Source organism: Streptomyces plumbidurans (assembly GCF_019857225.1).
Taxonomy (GTDB): Bacteria; Actinomycetota; Actinomycetes; order Streptomycetales; family Streptomycetaceae; genus Streptomyces; species Streptomyces plumbidurans.
Map to the genome: position 1 here is coordinate 103,618 of NZ_JAFJSY010000029.1, position 16,270 is coordinate 119,887.

13 protein-coding genes are annotated in these 16,270 nt (G+C 70.7%); 5 read left to right on the plus strand and 8 right to left on the minus strand.

Annotation, left to right across the window (positions count from 1 at the left end):
- Positions 1 to 21 precede the first annotated feature (21 nt).
- From JYK17_RS20510 to JYK17_RS20520, 3 genes are read right to left on the minus strand one after another with little or no spacing between them, the layout of a single operon-like run.
- Positions 22 to 1,968, minus strand: a complete 1,947-nt coding sequence (locus JYK17_RS20510) for an ABC transporter permease/substrate-binding protein (protein ID WP_222810947.1) — start codon at positions 1,966 to 1,968, stop codon at positions 22 to 24.
- Entirely contained in the window at positions 1,958 to 3,496 is a 1,539-nt protein-coding gene (locus JYK17_RS20515; protein WP_108012953.1) for a sugar ABC transporter ATP-binding protein, read from the minus strand. The genes JYK17_RS20510 and JYK17_RS20515 overlap by 11 nt, the downstream gene beginning before the upstream one ends.
- Complete coding sequence (locus tag JYK17_RS20520) at positions 3,493 to 4,521, minus strand: LacI family DNA-binding transcriptional regulator (RefSeq protein WP_222810948.1); 1,029 nt, start codon at positions 4,519 to 4,521, stop codon at positions 3,493 to 3,495. The genes JYK17_RS20515 and JYK17_RS20520 overlap by 4 nt, the downstream gene beginning before the upstream one ends.
- Before the next feature lie 128 nt (positions 4,522 to 4,649).
- On the opposite strand from JYK17_RS20520, the gene recD2 reads away from it, so the two are divergent.
- Together recD2 and JYK17_RS20530 are read left to right on the plus strand one after the other, a co-directional pair.
- Complete coding sequence (gene recD2, locus JYK17_RS20525) at positions 4,650 to 6,908, plus strand: SF1B family DNA helicase RecD2 (RefSeq protein ID WP_108012951.1); 2,259 nt, start codon at positions 4,650 to 4,652, stop codon at positions 6,906 to 6,908.
- Between the two features lie 250 nt (positions 6,909 to 7,158).
- Positions 7,159 to 8,448, plus strand: a complete 1,290-nt coding sequence (locus JYK17_RS20530; RefSeq protein WP_222810949.1) for a citrate synthase — start codon at positions 7,159 to 7,161, stop codon at positions 8,446 to 8,448.
- A 637-nt stretch (positions 8,449 to 9,085) separates the two neighbouring features.
- Here JYK17_RS20530 and JYK17_RS20535 read toward each other — a convergent pair.
- Together JYK17_RS20535 and JYK17_RS20540 are read right to left on the minus strand one after the other, a co-directional pair.
- Positions 9,086 to 11,356 carry a heavy metal translocating P-type ATPase gene (locus JYK17_RS20535; RefSeq protein ID WP_108012949.1) on the minus strand — a complete coding sequence of 757 codons (2,271 nt, stop codon included), beginning with the start codon at positions 11,354 to 11,356 and terminating at the stop codon, positions 9,086 to 9,088.
- 21 nt (positions 11,357 to 11,377) lie between these two features.
- A complete protein-coding gene (locus JYK17_RS20540) occupies positions 11,378 to 11,617 on the minus strand; it encodes a heavy-metal-associated domain-containing protein (protein ID WP_108013301.1) in 240 nt (79 codons plus the stop codon).
- Between the two features lie 109 nt (positions 11,618 to 11,726).
- Here JYK17_RS20540 and JYK17_RS20545 point away from each other — a divergent pair, with 109 nt between their 5' ends.
- On the plus strand, positions 11,727 to 12,770 hold the full coding sequence (locus JYK17_RS20545; protein WP_222810950.1) for a zinc-dependent alcohol dehydrogenase family protein: 1,044 nt from the start codon (positions 11,727 to 11,729) through the stop codon (positions 12,768 to 12,770).
- Here the strand turns inward: JYK17_RS20545 and JYK17_RS20550 are convergent.
- From JYK17_RS20550 to JYK17_RS20560, 3 genes are all read right to left on the minus strand, one after another.
- Positions 12,751 to 13,332: a GNAT family N-acetyltransferase gene (locus JYK17_RS20550; protein WP_108012947.1), complete on the minus strand. Its 582-nt coding sequence runs from the start codon at positions 13,330 to 13,332 to the stop codon at positions 12,751 to 12,753. The genes JYK17_RS20545 and JYK17_RS20550 overlap by 20 nt on opposite strands.
- 88 nt (positions 13,333 to 13,420) lie before the next feature.
- Positions 13,421 to 13,621 carry a helix-turn-helix transcriptional regulator gene (locus JYK17_RS20555; protein WP_108012946.1) on the minus strand — a complete coding sequence of 67 codons (201 nt, stop codon included), beginning with the start codon at positions 13,619 to 13,621 and terminating at the stop codon, positions 13,421 to 13,423.
- Between the two features lie 365 nt (positions 13,622 to 13,986).
- Positions 13,987 to 14,913, minus strand: coding sequence for a sugar phosphate isomerase/epimerase family protein (locus tag JYK17_RS20560; protein WP_108012945.1), 927 nt, complete (start codon positions 14,911 to 14,913; stop codon positions 13,987 to 13,989).
- 124 nt (positions 14,914 to 15,037) lie between these two features.
- On the opposite strand from JYK17_RS20560, the gene iolC reads away from it, so the two are divergent.
- Both iolC and JYK17_RS20570 read left to right on the plus strand, forming a co-directional pair.
- Positions 15,038 to 15,988, plus strand: coding sequence for a 5-dehydro-2-deoxygluconokinase (gene iolC / locus JYK17_RS20565; RefSeq protein ID WP_222810951.1), 951 nt, complete (start codon positions 15,038 to 15,040; stop codon positions 15,986 to 15,988).
- A gap of 59 nt (positions 15,989 to 16,047) precedes the next feature.
- A partial coding sequence (locus JYK17_RS20570; RefSeq protein WP_443742966.1) for a Cgl0159 family (beta/alpha)8-fold protein occupies positions 16,048 to 16,270 on the plus strand: 223 nt, incomplete at its 3' end.

The following is a 16,270-nucleotide window of genomic DNA, read 5'->3' on the forward strand; positions in this document are numbered from 1 at the left end:
CCGCCCGCCCGTTCCCCGTCGTCAGCCGTTGAAGCCGGCCACGTTCTGCTTCGTGACCACCTTCACCGGCACCTTCACCGTCTCCTCGATCTTCTTGCCCTGCAGGGCCCTGAGCGCGTTGTCCACGGCGATCCTGCCCAACTGTGTGGGCTGTTGTGCCACAGATGCGTACAGACTGCCCCCTTCGACCGCCTTGAGCCCGTCCGGCGTGCCGTCGAAGCCGACGACCTGGACCGACTTCCCGGCCTTGGAGCCGAGCGCCTTGATCGCGCCGAGCGCCATCTCGTCGTTGGCGGCGATGACGCCCTGGACGTCCGGGTGGGCCTGGAGCAGGTTCGACATCACGTCGAGTCCCTTGGTGCGGTCGAAGTCGGCCGGCTGCTGGGCCACCACCTTGATGCCCGGGTAGGCCTTCAGACCGGCCGCGAAGCCCGCCGCGCGCTCCCGGGCCGCGGAGGTGCCCGCCTGTCCCTGCAGGATCACGATGCGGCCCTGACCACCCAGCTTTTCGCCGATCGTCTTCGCCGCCAGCTCACCGCCCTTGACGTTGTCGGAGGCCACGAGGGCGTCCACGGCCGCCTTGTTGACGCCGCGGTCGACCGCGACGACCGGGATCTTCGCCTTGTCGGCGGCCTTCACGGAGTTGCTCGCCGCGTCCGAGTCCACCGGGTTGACGATGATCGCGCCCAGGTCCGAACTGGTGAAGTTCTGCAGCTGGTTGGCCTGCTGGGAGGCGTCGTTCTGGGCGTCCGTGACGGTCAGGTCGATGCCCAGCTTCTTCGCCTCGGCCTGGGCGCCCGCCCGGATCTGCACGAAGAAGGGGTTGTTGAGGGTGGACAGCGACAGGCCCATCTTCGGCGTGGTCGAGTCCGAACCGTTGTGCAGGAAGGACGTCGCGCCCACCAGCGCCACGGTGACGACCGCCGCGAGTCCGTACGTCCCCGCCTGCCTGCCCTTGTTGCCGCCGGTGCCCGCGGCCACCGGGGTCGCCCCGGCCTTGCGCCGCAGCGTGTCGAGGAGCACCGCCAGCGCGATGACGACACCGATGACGACCTGCTGCCAGAAGGCGGACACGTTCAGGAGGTTGAGGCCGTTGCGCAGCACCGCGAGGATCAGCGCGCCGATCAGGGTGCCGGACGCCTTGCCGGTGCCGCCCGCCAGCGAGGCGCCGCCGATGACGACGGCGGCGATCGCGTCCAGCTCGTAGCCGTCGGCGGCCTGCGGCTGCGCGGAGGAGAGCCGGGAGGCGAGGACGATGCCCGCGACCGCGGCGAACAGACCCGAGAAGGCGTAGATCGCGAGCTTCTGCTTCTTCACCCGCAGTCCGGAGAGGCGGGCCGCCTCCTCGTTGCCGCCGATCGCGTACATGGAGCGGCCGATGTAGGTCCGGCCGAGCACGAACGCCGCGATCAGCCCCATGACGATCATGACCAGCACCGGCACGGGCAGCCAGCCGCCGAGCGTGTCGCCGAGGTGCGAGACCGAGTCGGGGAAGGGGATCGGGGAGCCCTCGGAGATGACCAGCGCCAGACCGCGCGCCACCGACAGCATCGCGAGCGTCGCGATGAACGGCGGCAGCTTGCCGTAGGCGATCAGGAAGCCGTTGACGAGACCGGCCGCGATGCCGGTGACGACGGACAGCACCACCGCCAGCACGACCGGCACGCCGTGCGAAGTCGCGCTCCAGGCAAGGACGGTGGCCGACAGCGCCGCCACCGAGCCGACCGACAGGTCGATGCCCGCGGAGACGATCACGAAGGTGACGCCGAAGGCGAGAACGGCGGTCACGGCCGCCTGCACGCCCACGTTCAGCAGGTTGTCCGTCGTCAGGAAGTCCCCCGACAGCGCCGACAGGGCGATGACGAGGACGATCAGCGCGGTGAGCGCGCCGTTGTCGAGCAGGAGGCGGCGCACACCGCCCGTGGCGCCAACGGCGCCCGCGTTGCTCTTGAGCGTGTCAGTGGCCACGGCTGGCCTCCGTTCCGGTGCTTTCGGTCGTTGCGCTGGTGGGGTTGCTGACGGCGAGCGCCATCACGGCGTCCTGGGTGGCCTCGTCGGCCGAGAGTTCACCCGCGATCCGGCCCTGGGCCATCACCAGCACCCGGTCGCTCATGCCGAGCACCTCGGGCAGATCGCTGGAGATCATCAGGACGGCGGCTCCGGCCGCGGTGAGTTCGTTGATGAGCTGGTAGATCTCGACCTTGGCGCCGACGTCGATGCCCCGCGTCGGCTCGTCGAGGATCAGCACCTTGGTGTCGGCGAGCAGCCACTTGCCGATGACGACCTTCTGCTGGTTGCCGCCGGACAACGTCCGCACGTGCTGGCCCAGTCCGGCCATCCGCACGCCGAGCTGCTTCGCGATCCGCTCGGCCGACCCGTGCTGAGCCTTGCGGTCGACGAGTCCCGCGCGCGTGGCGGCCCGCATCGTCACCAGGCCGAGGTTCTCCTCGACGGAGGCGTCGAGCACCAGCCCCTGGCCCTTGCGGTCCTCGGGCACGAGCCCGATCCCGGCCGCCATGGCCGCGTTGACGTCACCCCGCCGCACCGTGGTCCCGGAGACCTTGACGGCCCCCTTGTCGTACGGATCGGCGCCGAACACGGCCCGTACGACCTCCGTACGGCCCGCACCGACCAGCCCCGCGATGCCGACGACCTCGCCCGCGTGCACCTCGAAGCCGACGTCGTGGAAGACGCCGTCGCGGGTCAGCCCCTCGACGGTGAGCAGCGCGGCGCCGGCGTCGGCGCGTTCGCGCGGGTACTGCTGCTCGATCGAGCGGCCCACCATGAGGCGTACGAGGTCGTCCTCGGGGGTGGAGGCGGGGACCTCGCCGACCGACCTGCCGTCGCGGATGACCGTGACCCGGTCGCCCAGGACGGCGATCTCGTCCAGGTGGTGGGTGATGAAGACGATGCCCACGCCGTCCTCGCGCAGCGTGCGCACGATCGCGAAGAGCCTGTCGACCTCCTCGGAGGTGAGCACGGCGGTCGGCTCGTCCATGATCAGCACGCGCGCGTCCAGACTGAGCGCCTTGGCGATCTCGACCATCTGCAGGCGCGCGATGCCGAGTTCGCGCACGCGCGCGTGCGGCGAGACACTGACGCCGACCCGCTTCAGCAGGACCTCCGCGTCGGCCTCCATCCGCTTGCGGTCGATCACCCCGAAGCGGCGCGGCTGCCGCCCCAGGAAGATGTTCTCGGCGACCGTCAGATCGGGTACGAGGTTGAACTCCTGGTAGATGGTGGCGATCCCGAGGCGCTCGGAGTCCTGCGCACCGTGGATGCGCACCTCCTCGCCGCCGACCAGGATCCGCCCGGCGTCGGGGGTGTAGGCGCCGGAGAGCATCTTGATGAGGGTGCTCTTGCCCGCGCCGTTCTCACCGAGGAGCACATGCACCTCGCCCCGGCGCAGGTCGAAGTCGACGCCGTCGAGCGCGACCACACCCGGGAAGGTCTTGCGTATGCCCTCGATGCGCAGCAACTCGTCCTGGTTGCTCACGACGTGCTCCTGTTCGTTACGGGGTTCTCGGCGGGGTCCTCGCCGCAGGAGCGGCGTACGACGAGACGGGCGGCGAGGGTGACGGACCGCGGGGTCCGGCCCTCGATTCGGTCGACCAGCGCGCGCACGGCGGCGCGCCCCAGCTCGCCCGTGGGCTGGGCGATCGCGGTGATCGGCGGATCGGTGTGGACGAACCACGGGATGTCGTCGAAGGCGGCCAGTGCTATGTCGTGCGGCACCCGCAGCCCGCGCGCGCGGATCGCGTCCAGCGCGCCCAGCGCCATCAGGTTGTCGGCGGCGAAGACGGCCTCGGGCGGCTCGGCCAGGTCGAGGAAGCCCTCGGTGACCCGCCGCCCGCTCTCGGCCTGGAAGTCGCCCTGACCCGTGTAGGCGTCGGGCAGTTCGAGGCCGTGGGCCGCGAGCGCCTTGCGGAAGACCTCCACGCGCTCCCGCCCGGTCGTGGTCGCGGCCGGTCCCGCGATGATCGCGAGCCGGCGGTGCCCGAGCCCGTGCAGATGCGCGACGAGGTCCCGTATCGCGCTCTGCCCGTCCGCCCGCACCACCGGCACGTCGACACCCGGGATCCACCGGTCGACGAACACCATCGGCGTCCCGCCGCGCGCGGCGTCCAGCATCAGCGGGGAGGCGCCGTCGGTGGGGGAGACGAGAAGGCCGTCGATGCGGCGGTCCAGCAGATTGCGTACGTGGTGGTCCTGCAGATCGGGTCGCTCGTCGGCGTTGCCGATGATGACGCTGTAGCCGAGCGCGCGGGCCTCCTCCTCGACGGAGCGGGCCAGTTCGGTGAAGTAGGGGTTCATCACGTCGCTGATGACCAGGCCGAGGGTGTGGGTCTGGTCGGTGCGCAGGGAACGGGCGACGGCGTTCGGGCGGTAGCCCAGCACCTCGACCGCGGCCAGCACGCGCGCGCGTGCGTCCGCGCTGACCGAGGGATGGTCGTTCAGGACGCGCGAGACCGTGGCGACGGAGACCCCCGCCTCGGCGGCGACGTCCTTGATGCTCGCCATCGCCGTTCCACCTCCTTGTGGAATCGATTACATCGACTGCGTACCAAGGATTGGAAACGATTACACGGGTGCCTGGCAAGACCCCTGTACCGGATCGTGATGTCAGAGCCTGGCTGTACCGTCGGATCGTGGCTCAGCAGACGGGGGACCCCACGGGCGAACGGCGCCTCGCCGTGCTGGAGGGCGTCCTGGAGCGCATCACGTACGCCAACGAGGAGAACGGCTACACGGTCGCGCGGGTCGACACCGGCCGCGGCGGCGGCGACCTGCTCACCGTCGTCGGCTCGCTGCTCGGCGCCCAGGTCGGCGAGTCCCTGCGGATGGAGGGCCGTTGGGGCTCCCACCCGCAGTACGGCAAGCAGTTCACGGTGGAGAACTACACGACGGTGTTGCCGGCCACGGTCCAGGGCATCCGCCGCTATCTCGGCTCCGGCCTGGTCAAGGGCATCGGCCCGGTCTTCGCCGACCGCATCACCCAGCACTTCGGCCTGGACACCCTGCAGATCATCGAGGAGGAGCCCAAGCGCCTGATCGAGGTCCCCGGGCTCGGCCCCAAGCGCACCAAGAAGATCGCCGACGCCTGGGAGGAGCAGAAGGCGATCAAGGAGGTCATGCTCTTCCTGCAGACCGTCGAGGTCTCCACCTCCATCGCCGTGCGCATCTACAAGAAGTACGGCGACGCCTCGATCTCCGTGGTCAAGAACCAGCCCTACCGCCTCGCGTCCGACGTCTGGGGCATCGGCTTCCTCACCGCCGACCGGATCGCCCAGTCCGTCGGCATCCCGCACGACAGCCCCGAGCGCGTGAAGGCCGGCCTGCAGTACGCGCTCTCGCAGGCCACCGACCAGGGCAACTGCTATCTGCCCGAGGAGCAGTTGATCGCCGACGCGGTCAAGCTGCTCCAGGTCGACACCGGCCTGGTCATCGAATGCCTCGCCGAGCTCGCCGCCGAGCCGGAGGAGGGCGAGGACCCCGGGGTCGTACGGGAGAAGGTGCCGGGCCCGGACGGCGGCGACCCGGTGACGGCCGTCTACCTCGTCCCCTTCCACCGCGCCGAACTGTCCCTGTCCGCCCAGTTGTTGCGCCTGCTGCGCACCGACGAGGACCGTATGCCGGGCTTTCGCGACGTGGCCTGGGACAAGGCGCTGGGCTGGCTGAAGGGGCGCACGGGCGCGGACCTCGCGCCCGAGCAGGAGGCCGCCGTCAAGCTGGCGCTGACCCAGAAGGTCGCCGTGCTGACCGGCGGACCGGGCTGCGGCAAGTCCTTCACCGTCCGCTCGGTGGTGGAGCTGGCCCGCGCCAAGAAGGCGAGGGTGGTCCTGGCGGCCCCCACCGGCCGCGCCGCCAAGCGGCTGTCCGAGCTCACCGGCGCCGAGGCCTCCACCGTGCACCGCCTGCTGGAGCTCAAGCCCGGCGGCGACGCGGCGTACGACAAGGACCGTCCCCTGCAGGCCGACCTGGTGGTGGTCGACGAGGCGTCCATGCTGGACCTGCTGCTCGCCAACAAGCTGGTCAAGGCGGTCCCGCCGGGCGCCCATCTGCTCTTCGTCGGGGACGTGGACCAGCTGCCGAGCGTCGGCGCGGGGGAGGTGCTCAGGGACCTCCTCGCGGACGGCGGCCCAATCCCGGCGGTGCGCCTGACGCGGGTGTTCCGCCAGGCCCAGCAGTCGGGCGTGGTCACCAACGCCCACCGGATCAACTCCGGGCAGCATCCGGTCACGGACGGCATGAAGGACTTCTTCCTCTTCGTCGAGGACGACACCGAGGAGGCCGGGCGGCTCACCGTGGACGTGGCCGCCCGCCGCATCCCGGCCAGGTTCGGCCTCGACCCGCGCCGGGACGTGCAGGTCCTCGCCCCGATGCACCGCGGCCCGGCCGGCGCCGGCACGCTCAACGGCCTGCTGCAGCAGGCGATCACCCCGGGCCGGCCCGACCTGCCCGAGAAGAGATTCGGCGGCCGGGTCTTCCGGGTCGGCGACAAGGTCACCCAGATTCGCAACAATTACGAGAAGGGCAAGAACGGTGTCTTCAACGGCACCGTGGGCGTGGTCACCTCGCTCGACCCGGTCGACCAGCGCCTGACGGTGCTGACCGACGAGGACGAGGAGGTTCCGTACGAATTCGACGAACTGGACGAACTGGCTCACGCGTACGCGGTGACCATTCACCGCTCGCAGGGGAGTGAATACCCGGCCGTGGTGATCCCGGTCACCACGGGCGCCTGGATGATGCTCCAGCGCAACCTCCTCTACACGGCGGTCACACGGGCCAAGAAGCTGGTCGTCCTCGTCGGTTCACGCAAGGCGATCGGCCAGGCGGTGCGCACGGTGTCGGCGGGACGGCGCTGTACGGCACTCGACTTCAGGCTTTCCCCCCGGCTCCTGTGAAGCGCTTGCGGCCTTCGCGGCACCCCCGTGAGGCAGGCATCACAAAAAATGATCGATCAAATGAGTCGCGAAGGTCACAGAGCACTTCCGGATGGGGAACCAAGGGGGCAGGATGTGCAAGTTGGCGGCACTCAGTGCCGCCGATAGGCCCGATGGTCGACCCCGAGTGCACTCTCCTGAGCCAATTGGGGGATGGTAGAGACAGTCAGGGCAACCTCGAAGATGAGGCACTACGTCGGTGAGGGAAGACGTGAGCGACAACTCTGTAGTACTGCGGTACGGCGACGGCGAGTACACCTACCCGGTGATCGACAGCACCGTCGGCGACAAGGGCTTCGACATCGGGAAGCTCCGCGCCCAGACCGGTCTGGTGACGCTTGACAGCGGTTACGGCAACACCGCCGCCTATAAATCCTCGATCACCTACCTCGACGGCGAGGCGGGCATCCTCCGGTACCGCGGCTACCCGATCGAGCAGCTGGCCGAGCGCTCCTCCTTCGTGGAGGTGGCCTACCTGCTGATCAACGGTGAGCTGCCGACCGTCGACGAGCTGTCCGCGTTCAAGGGCGAGATCACGCAGCACACCCTGCTGCACGAGGACGTCAAGAACTTCTACAAGGGCTTCCCGCGCGACGCCCACCCGATGGCGATGCTGTCCTCGGTGGTCTCGGCGCTGTCCACGTTCTACCAGGACAGCCACAACCCCTTCGACGAGCGGCAGCGCAACCTCTCCACGATCCGCCTGCTCGCCAAGCTTCCGACGATCGCGGCGTACGCGTACAAGAAGTCGATCGGCCACCCGTTCGTCTACCCGCGCAACGACCTCGGCTACGTCGAGAACTTCCTGCGGATGACCTTCTCGGTCCCGGCGCAGGAGTTCGACCTGGACCCGGTCGTGGTCTCCGCCCTCGACAAGCTCCTCATCCTGCACGCCGACCACGAGCAGAACTGCTCGACGTCGACGGTCCGCCTGGTGGGCTCGTCGCAGGCCAACATGTTCGCCTCGATCTCCGCCGGCATCAGCGCCCTGTGGGGCCCGCTGCACGGCGGTGCCAACCAGTCCGTCCTCGAGATGCTCGAAGGCATCCAGGCGGACGGCGGCGACGTCGACTCCTTCATCCGCAAGGTGAAGAACAAGGAGGACGGCGTCCGGCTGATGGGCTTCGGCCACCGGGTCTACAAGAACTTCGACCCGCGCGCGAGGATCATCAAGGCCGCGGCGCACGACGTCCTGTCCGCGCTCGGCAAGTCCGACGAGCTGCTGGACATCGCGCTGAAGCTGGAGGAGCACGCGCTCTCCGACGACTACTTCACCGAGCGCAAGCTCTACCCGAACGTGGACTTCTACACCGGCCTGATCTACCGCGCCATGGGCTTCCCGACCGAGATGTTCACGGTCCTGTTCGCCCTCGGCCGGCTGCCGGGCTGGATCGCCCAGTGGCACGAGATGATCAAGGAGCCCGGCTCCCGCATCGGCCGCCCGCGCCAGATCTACACGGGCGTCGTGGAGCGCGACTTCGTGCCGGTCGAGGAGCGCTGACCCTTCTCGGCGGGGGCGCCGGAATCGCCGGTGCCCCTCCGCGGGTGAGGTTTTCTCCGCAGTGCGTACATCCGCAGTGCGTACGCGAGCCGTACATGCAGAAGGCGCCCTGGCGCCGGTCCCCCCACGGGCCGACGTCCAGGGCGCCTTCCCATGTCCCGGTACGGATTCCCCCCACGGGATCCGGCCGGGCGTCTGAAGACAGCGCCTGAATCGCTGCTGAGTGCGGCGAGCGTTGAGCAGAATGAGCAAAACCCGCCGTACTCATGTGTGTGCGGTCTGCCGGGACATCGCACGTTCGGGAGGGCCGCTCAAAGCTCCCCGGTGTACGTGCCCCGGCAACGCGCCTCTGAGGAAGTCCCCCAAGACATCCCCAGATGCCAGGAAACGCCCCCCAAGACGCTGCCTGACATCGTCAACTTAGACCTTCGAACCCCTTCGATGGTTACGTTCACATCACTGTGATCTGCGTCTCTTGCATATGTCCGTTAGATACGCAAGGGCCCCGATACGGCGACCGGGACTCAAGCGTAAGGATGATGCGCGAGCCTTGTGAAGAGCTTATGTGAGCCTGGCCCCGGACTCTAGGGGGGCTCTTACCTCGACTTCGCCTAACCGCCGGTAACTTTGCCGCAGTTCAGACGAACCGGCGCAGGCGGAGGCTGTTCGTCACCACGAACACCGACGAGAAGGCCATCGCGGCGCCCGCGATCATCGGGTTCAGCAGTCCGGCGGCCGCCAGCGGCAGCGCGGCCACGTTGTACCCGAAGGCCCACACGAGGTTGCCCTTGATCGTGGCCAGCGTCCGGCGCGAGAGCCGGATCGCGTCCGCGGCCACCCGCAGATCCCCGCGCACCAGCGTCAGATCGCCCGCCTCGATCGCCGCGTCCGTCCCGGTGCCCATCGCCAGGCCCAGATCGGCGGTGGCGAGCGCGGCCGCGTCGTTGACGCCGTCGCCGACCATCGCCACGCTCCGGCCCTCGGCCTGCAGCCGCCGCACGGCCTCGGCCTTCTCCTCGGGCAGGACCTCCGCGATCACCTGCTCGATGCCGACGGAGCGCGCCACCGCCTCGGCCACCGCCCGGTTGTCGCCGGTCAGCAGCACCGGCGTGAGCCCCAGCGCGCGCAGTGCGCGCACCGCCTCCGCACTGGTCTCCCGGACCGCGTCGGCGACGGTGACGACACCGCGTGCCACCCCGTCCCAGCCGACGACCACGGCGGTACGTCCGTCGCCCTCGGCCCGGGCCTTGGCGCGGGCGAGTTCCGGGGGCAGCTGCGCGGTGTACTCGGCGAGCCGTCCGACGGCCACCTCGTGGCCCTCCACGCGCCCCCGGACGCCCCGTCCGGGCACGTTCTCGAAGCTCTCGACCTCCGGGAGCCGTCCCGTTCGTTCCGTGGCGCCCAGCGCGATCGCGCGGGCCACGGGATGCTCGGAGGCGTGCTCGACGGCGCCCGCGAGCCGCAGGACCTCGCTCTCGTCGGTGCCGTCGGCGACGTAGACCTCGTGCAGGGTCATACGGCCGGTGGTGACCGTGCCGGTCTTGTCGAGGAGGACGGTGTCGACGCGGCGCGTGGACTCGAGGACCTCCGGGCCCTTGATCAGGATGCCCAGCTGTGCGCCGCGACCGGTGCCGACCATCAGCGCGGTGGGTGTGGCCAGGCCCAGCGCGCACGGGCAGGCGATGATCAGGACCGCGACGGCCGCGGTGAAGGCGGCGACCGCGTCGCCGGTGACGCCCAGCCAGGCGCCGAATGTCGCGACCGCGATCAGCATGACCACCGGGACGAAGACCGCCGAGATCCGGTCGGCGAGCCGCTGCACCTCGGCCTTGCCGTTCTGCGCGTCCTCCACCAGCTTCGCCATCCGCGCGAGCTGCGTGTCGGCGCCCACGCGCGTGGCCTCGACCACGAGCCGGCCCCCGGCGTTCACGGTGGCCCCGGTGACGGCGTCGCCCACGCCCACGTCCACCGGCACCGACTCGCCGGTCAGCATCGAGGCGTCCACGGCGGACGTGCCCTCGGCGACGGTGCCGTCGGTCGCGATCTTCTCCCCGGGCCGTACGACGAACCGGTCCCCGACGGCCAGTTGCGACACCGGGATGCGCAGCTCACGGCCGTCGCGCAGGACGGTCACGTCCTTGGCGCCGAGCTCCATCAGCGCCCTGAGCGCCGCTCCGGCACGCCGCTTGGAGCGGGCCTCCAGATAGCGGCCGAGCAGGATGAGGGCGACCACGCCGGCGGCGACCTCGAGATAGATCGTGGAGGCGCCGTCCGCGCGCGAGACGGTGAGGCGGAACTCGTCGCGCATGCCGGACCGGCCCGCGTCGCCGAGGAACAGCGCCCACAAAGACCAGCCGAACGCGGCCAGCGTGCCGACCGAGACCAGCGTGTCCATGGTGGCCGCGCCGTGCCGGGCGTTCGTCCAGGCGGCCCGGTGGAAGGGCAGCCCGCCCCAGACGACCACCGGAGCGGCGAGGGTGAGGGCCAGCCACTGCCAGTTGCCGAACTGCAGGGCCGGGACCATGGACAGCAGCACCACGGGCAGCGCGAGCAGGGCGGAGACCGTCAGGCGCCTGCGCCCGGCAGTGAGTTCGGGGTCCTCGGCGGGCTCCTGCCCGGCCGCGTCCCGCCCGGTGGGCTCCGGCCGCGGCGCGGGCGGCTCCTCGGCGGTGTACCCCGTCCTCACCACGGTGGCGATCAGGTCCGCGACCTGTACGTCCGCCGGGAAGGCGATCCGCGCCTTCTCCGTCGCGTAGTTCACCGTGGCGCTGACGCCGTCCATGCGGTTGAGCTTCTTCTCGACGCGCGCCGCGCAGGAGGCGCAGGTCATCCCGCCGATGAGCAGTTCGACCTCGGACTCCTGCGCGGCCGTGCGTATCGCCGGAGTCGCTGCGGTGGTGCCGGTCATCTCGGGTACCCGCGTCCGGTGTCAGATCTGTCCGACGAGCTCGAAACCCGCCTCGTCCACCGCTTCGCGCACGGCGGACTCGTCGAGCGGGGCCGCGGAGACGACGGTGACCTCGCCGGTCGCCGCGGCCGCCGTGACCGAGGTGACGCCGGGAAGCTCGCGGATCTCGCCGGAGACGGCGCCCTCGCAGTGTCCGCAGCTCATCCCGGTCACCTTGTAGACGGCGGTGACGGTACCCGGGGTATCGGTCTGGGCGGTCATGTCGTTCTCCTCGTCGAGGCATGTGGGGCAGAGGGGGCCCACGGGGGGACCCGCTCCTTCCACACTATACCCCTAGGGGGTACTTTTCACGGTGACGACGGGAGCGCGCATGCGGGCAGTGGTGTTCGAGCAGTTCGGTGAGCCGGCCGAGGTACGCGAGGTGGCCGACCCCCGGCCGGCCCCCCACGGAGTGGTCGTACGGGTACGGGCCACCGGCCTGTGCCGCAGCGACTGGCACGGCTGGCAGGGTCACGACCCCGACATCGCCCTCCCGCACGTACCGGGCCACGAACTCGCCGGCACCATCGAGGCGGTCGGTGCCCGCGTCGGCAACTGGCGCCCCGGCGACCGCGTCACCGTCCCCTTCGTCTGCGCCTGCGGAACCTGCGCGGCCTGCGCCACGGGGGACCAGCAGGTCTGCGAGCGCCAGACCCAGCCCGGGTTCACCCACTGGGGCTCGTTCGCGCAGTACGTGGCGCTCGACCACGCCGACGTGAACCTCGTGGCGATCCCGGACGGCCTGTCGTTCGCCACGGCGGCGGCGCTGGGCTGCAGGTTCGCCACGGCCTACCGGGCGGTCGTCCAGCAGGGCCGCATCGCGGCGGGGGAGTGGGTCGCGGTCCACGGGTGCGGGGGTGTGGGCCTGTCCGCGGTGATGATCGCGGCCGCCTCGGGGGCGCGGGTGATCGCGGTGGACGTGGCGCCCGGGGCCCTGGAGCTGGCGCGGAGGTTCGGTGCGGCGGAGTGCGTCGACGCGGCGGCGGTGCCGGACACGGCCGCGGCGGTCCGCGAACTGAGCGGCGGCGGCGCCCAGTTGTCCCTCGACGCCCTGGGCTCGCCCGTCACCTGCGCCGCCTCGGTGAACGGCCTGCGCCGCCGGGGCCGGCACGTCCAGGTCGGCCTGCTGCCGTCGAGCACCGGTACGACCCCCGTGCCGATGGCCCGCGCGATCGCCCTGGAGCTCGAACTCCTCGGCAGCCACGGCATGGCCGCGCACACCTACCCGCCCATGCTGGAGCTGGTGCGGGCGGGCGTGCTGCGCCCCGACCTCCTGGTCACCTCGACCATCGCCCTGGACGCGGCGCCCGCGGCGCTGGCGGCGATGGACACGGCCCCGGCGGCGGGGGTCACCGTCATCGAGCCGTGGAGCTGACGGAGCCGGTCGCACGGGCCCGCCACTCGTGCTCGAGGATGCCCATGAGCACCTCGTCCACCCAGCCGCCGTCCCGCGACTGCGCCTCCCGGCGTACGCCCTCGACCACGAAACCGACCTTCTCGTAGACGCGCCGGGCGCGGTGGTTGTCGCCGTAGACCTCCAACCCGATCCGGTGCAGACCGAGTTGGTCGAAGCCGTACCCGACGATCAGCCGGACGGCCTCGGTGCCGACGCCGCGGTCGCGGCCGTGGGGGCCGATGAGGGTGCGGAAGTTGCAACTGCGGGCGGCCGGGTCCCAGTTGTTCAGGACGACCTCGCCGAGCAGTTCGCCGGTCGCCGGATCGGTGACGGCGAGGTCCAGCCGGTCGGGGGCGGTGGCGCGGTCGCCGTACAGGGCCCGCACACGCTCCAGTGTCAGTTCCGCGGGCGGCGCGAAGGTGAACCGTATGACCTCGGGGTCCTGGATGATCTCCCAGATCCCCTCGGCATCGGCCGCGGTGAAGGGTCGCAGCACGGTCTTCTCGCCGGTGAGGACGGGTTTGACGGAGAAGTCGCTCATGAAGTGACTGTGCCCCACGGGGTCGGTGGGGCACAGGTGGTTTTCTGTGGGTGACTGTGTGGGTGAGCGTGTGCGTGGCCGCGGGAGGTCAGTCATCCCTCCGGCCGCGGTTTCCCGGCCGGGAGGCGACCCAGGCCCGGACCGTGTCGGCGTACCAGAAGGGCTTGCCGCTCTCGACGTGGTCGGGCGGGGGCAGCAGCCCGTGCTTGCGGTAGGACCGCACGGTGTCCGGCTGCACCTTGATGTGCGCCGCGATCTCCTTGTACGACCAGAGCCTTCGGTCGGTCATGGGCAGCACCTCCCTGCGCGCGCCGCGGGGGCGGCCGGGGGCGGCCGTCGGGGGAGCCGGACGCTGCGCTGGCGATCACAAAGCCTGTGCCCGGTCAACGACGGTGCGTGACAGGAGGGCAGGGCCTGTGGGCCGGGTGTGACGCAGAACCCGCGTACATGCGACATGTGTGACACGAGGGGGGCGTTTGTGACACAAGCGCCGCAAAGGCGCACGCGGGCTCACCGGCGCGGCGCATTGACAGCCGCTCGCCCACGTTCACTGCACCCCCCCAAAGGGGCGCGGGGAACTGCGCGACCAACCACGCACGACCGCCGCCCGCGCCCCCACAGGACCCGGCAGACGACTGGGCGCCCTGCCGAAAATCACGCCCCGCAGGACCGCAAGAACGCCCGAGTCCGCTGAGCGATGGGCAACGGAGCATCCGGCGCACACGGATACATGTCCTGCTCCACGATCGCGAACAACTCCACCCCCAACGCCTGCGCGGCATCCAGCACAGGCTCCAGAGCAGGCACCCCCGCAGGCGGCTCGCACATGACCCCCTGCCCCACGGCCGGCCCGAACGGCGTCCCCTTGGCCCGTACATCGGCCAGGATCTCGGGATCCACCTGCTTCAGATGCAGATACCCGATCCGCTCGCCGTAGGTCTCGATCAGCTTGACGCTGTCCCCGCCGCAGTAGGCGTAGTGCCCCGTGTCCAGGCACAGCGACACCACGCCGGAGTCGGTCCCGTCGAGGAACCGTACGACGTTCTCCTCGCTGTCGATGTGGGTGTCGGCGTGCGGATGGACCACGATCCGCAGCCCGTACTCCTCGCGCACCCGGCGTCCCAGCCGCTCCGTCAGGGTGTTCAGATTGCGCCATTGTTCGGGCGTCAGTGTGTCCGGCTCCAGCACCTCGCCGGTCTTGTCGTCCCGCCAGAAGGACGGGATGACCACCAGGTGGGACGCTCCCATCGCCTGCGCGAGGGCCGCGTTGTCCGCGACGTGGGCCCAGGTCTTCTCCCACACGGCCTCGCCGTGATGCAGGCCGGTGAACACCGTGCCGGCCGACACCTTCAGGCCGCGCCGGGACGTCTCCTCGGTGAGGACGGCCGGATCGGTCGGCAGATACCCGTACGGGCCCAGTTCGATCCACTCGTAGCCGGACTCCGCGACCTCGTCGAGGAAGCGCTGCCAGGGGACTTGGCGCGGGTCGTCCGGGAACCACACGCCCCAGGAGTCGGGCGCCGAGCCGACGCGGATGCGGGAAAGACCGGAAGATGGTGATTGAGGTGACAGTGACGTCATGGCGGCCAGAGTGCGGGTCCCGGCAGGGGGTGTCAAGGTCTGGTCCGAATGTCTGGACAAAACATTGACAGGGCTCCCTGTGCGGAGCTAGAAACCGGGGGAGAGGCGCAACGAAGGGAAGCCGATGGCGTACGACCTGATCACCATGGGGCGGATCGGGGTGGACCTCTATCCGCTCCAGACCGGTGTGCCGCTGCCGCAGGTGACGAGCTTCGGCAAGTTCCTCGGCGGCTCGGCGAGCAATGTCGCGGTGGCCGCGGCCCGCCTCGGCCGCCGCACCGCGGTGATCACCCGCACCGGCGACGACCCCTTCGGCACCTACCTCCACGAGGCCCTGCAGGGCTTCGGCGTCGACGACCGCTGGGTCACCCCGGTCCCGGGCCTGCCCACGCCGGTCACCTTCTGCGAGATCTTTCCGCCGGACGACTTCCCGCTGTACTTCTACCGGCTGCCCAAGGCCCCCGACCTGGAGATCGGCGCCCACGAACTCGATCTCGACGCCATCCGTGACGCCCGTATCTTCTGGGTCACCGGCACCGGCCTGAGCGAGGAGCCGAGCCGTACGGCCACGCTGGCGGCCCTCGCGCACCGCGCCAGGTCCGGCACCACGGTCTTCGACCTCGACTGGCGCCCCATGTTCTGGAGCGACCCCGCCGCCGCCCGCTCCTTCTACCAGGAGGCCCTGCGCCACACCACCGTCGCGGTCGGCAACCTCGACGAGGTGGAGGTCGCCACCGGAGTGCGCGAACCGCAGGCCGCCGCCCAGGCGTTGCTGGACGCGGGCTGTGAACTCGCCGTCGTCAAGCAGGGACCCAAGGGCGTCCTCGCCGCCAGCAGCAAGGGCGAGTTCGCGGAGGTGCCGCCGCTGCCGGTCACCGTGCTCAACGGCCTCGGCGCGGGCGACGCCTTCGGCGGCTCGCTGTGCGACGGACTGCTGGCGGGCCGCGACCTGGAGACGGTCATGCGGTACGCCAACGCGGCCGGCGCGATCGTCGCCTCCCGCCTGGAGTGCTCCTCCGCCATGCCCACCGCCGACGAGATCGAGGCCGCCGTCCGGGCCGGAGCGGTGCTGTGAGGGCGGGCCGGGTCTCGGGCGCCCACCCCGAGGGCGGGGACGGCGTCGCGCACGCGCGCGTGGACGTCGCCGCACTCGTGCGCACCCGCACCCATCACCCCGAGGCCGTCGCGGAGGCCGCCGCCCGCCGCGCCCGCAGACCGCTGGTCGGCGACTCCGGCCGGCTGATGATCGTGGCCGCCGACCACCCGGCCCGCGGCGCGCTCGGCGTGTCGGGTCGCAGGTTCGCCATGGCCAACCGCGCCGACCTGCTCGAACGCCTCTGCCTCGCGCTCTCCCGCC

Excerpts from the sequence above, each read along its gene's own strand:
- JYK17_RS20550 (WP_108012947.1), bottom strand. The coding sequence starts at position 13,332 with ATGAGCGACTTCTCCGTCAAACCCGTCCTCACCGGCGAGAAGACCGTG.
- JYK17_RS20520 (WP_222810948.1), bottom strand. The coding sequence starts at position 4,521 with ATGGCGAGCATCAAGGACGTCGCCGCCGAGGCGGGGGTCTCCGTCGCC.
- iolC (WP_222810951.1), top strand. The coding sequence starts at position 15,038 with ATGGCGTACGACCTGATCACCATGGGGCGGATCGGGGTGGACCTCTAT.
- JYK17_RS20560 (WP_108012945.1), bottom strand. The coding sequence starts at position 14,913 with ATGACGTCACTGTCACCTCAATCACCATCTTCCGGTCTTTCCCGCATC.
- JYK17_RS20555 (WP_108012946.1), bottom strand. The coding sequence starts at position 13,621 with ATGACCGACCGAAGGCTCTGGTCGTACAAGGAGATCGCGGCGCACATC.
- JYK17_RS20540 (WP_108013301.1), bottom strand. The coding sequence starts at position 11,617 with ATGACCGCCCAGACCGATACCCCGGGTACCGTCACCGCCGTCTACAAG.
- JYK17_RS20535 (WP_108012949.1), bottom strand. The coding sequence starts at position 11,356 with ATGACCGGCACCACCGCAGCGACTCCGGCGATACGCACGGCCGCGCAG.
- JYK17_RS20545 (WP_222810950.1), top strand. The coding sequence starts at position 11,727 with ATGCGGGCAGTGGTGTTCGAGCAGTTCGGTGAGCCGGCCGAGGTACGC.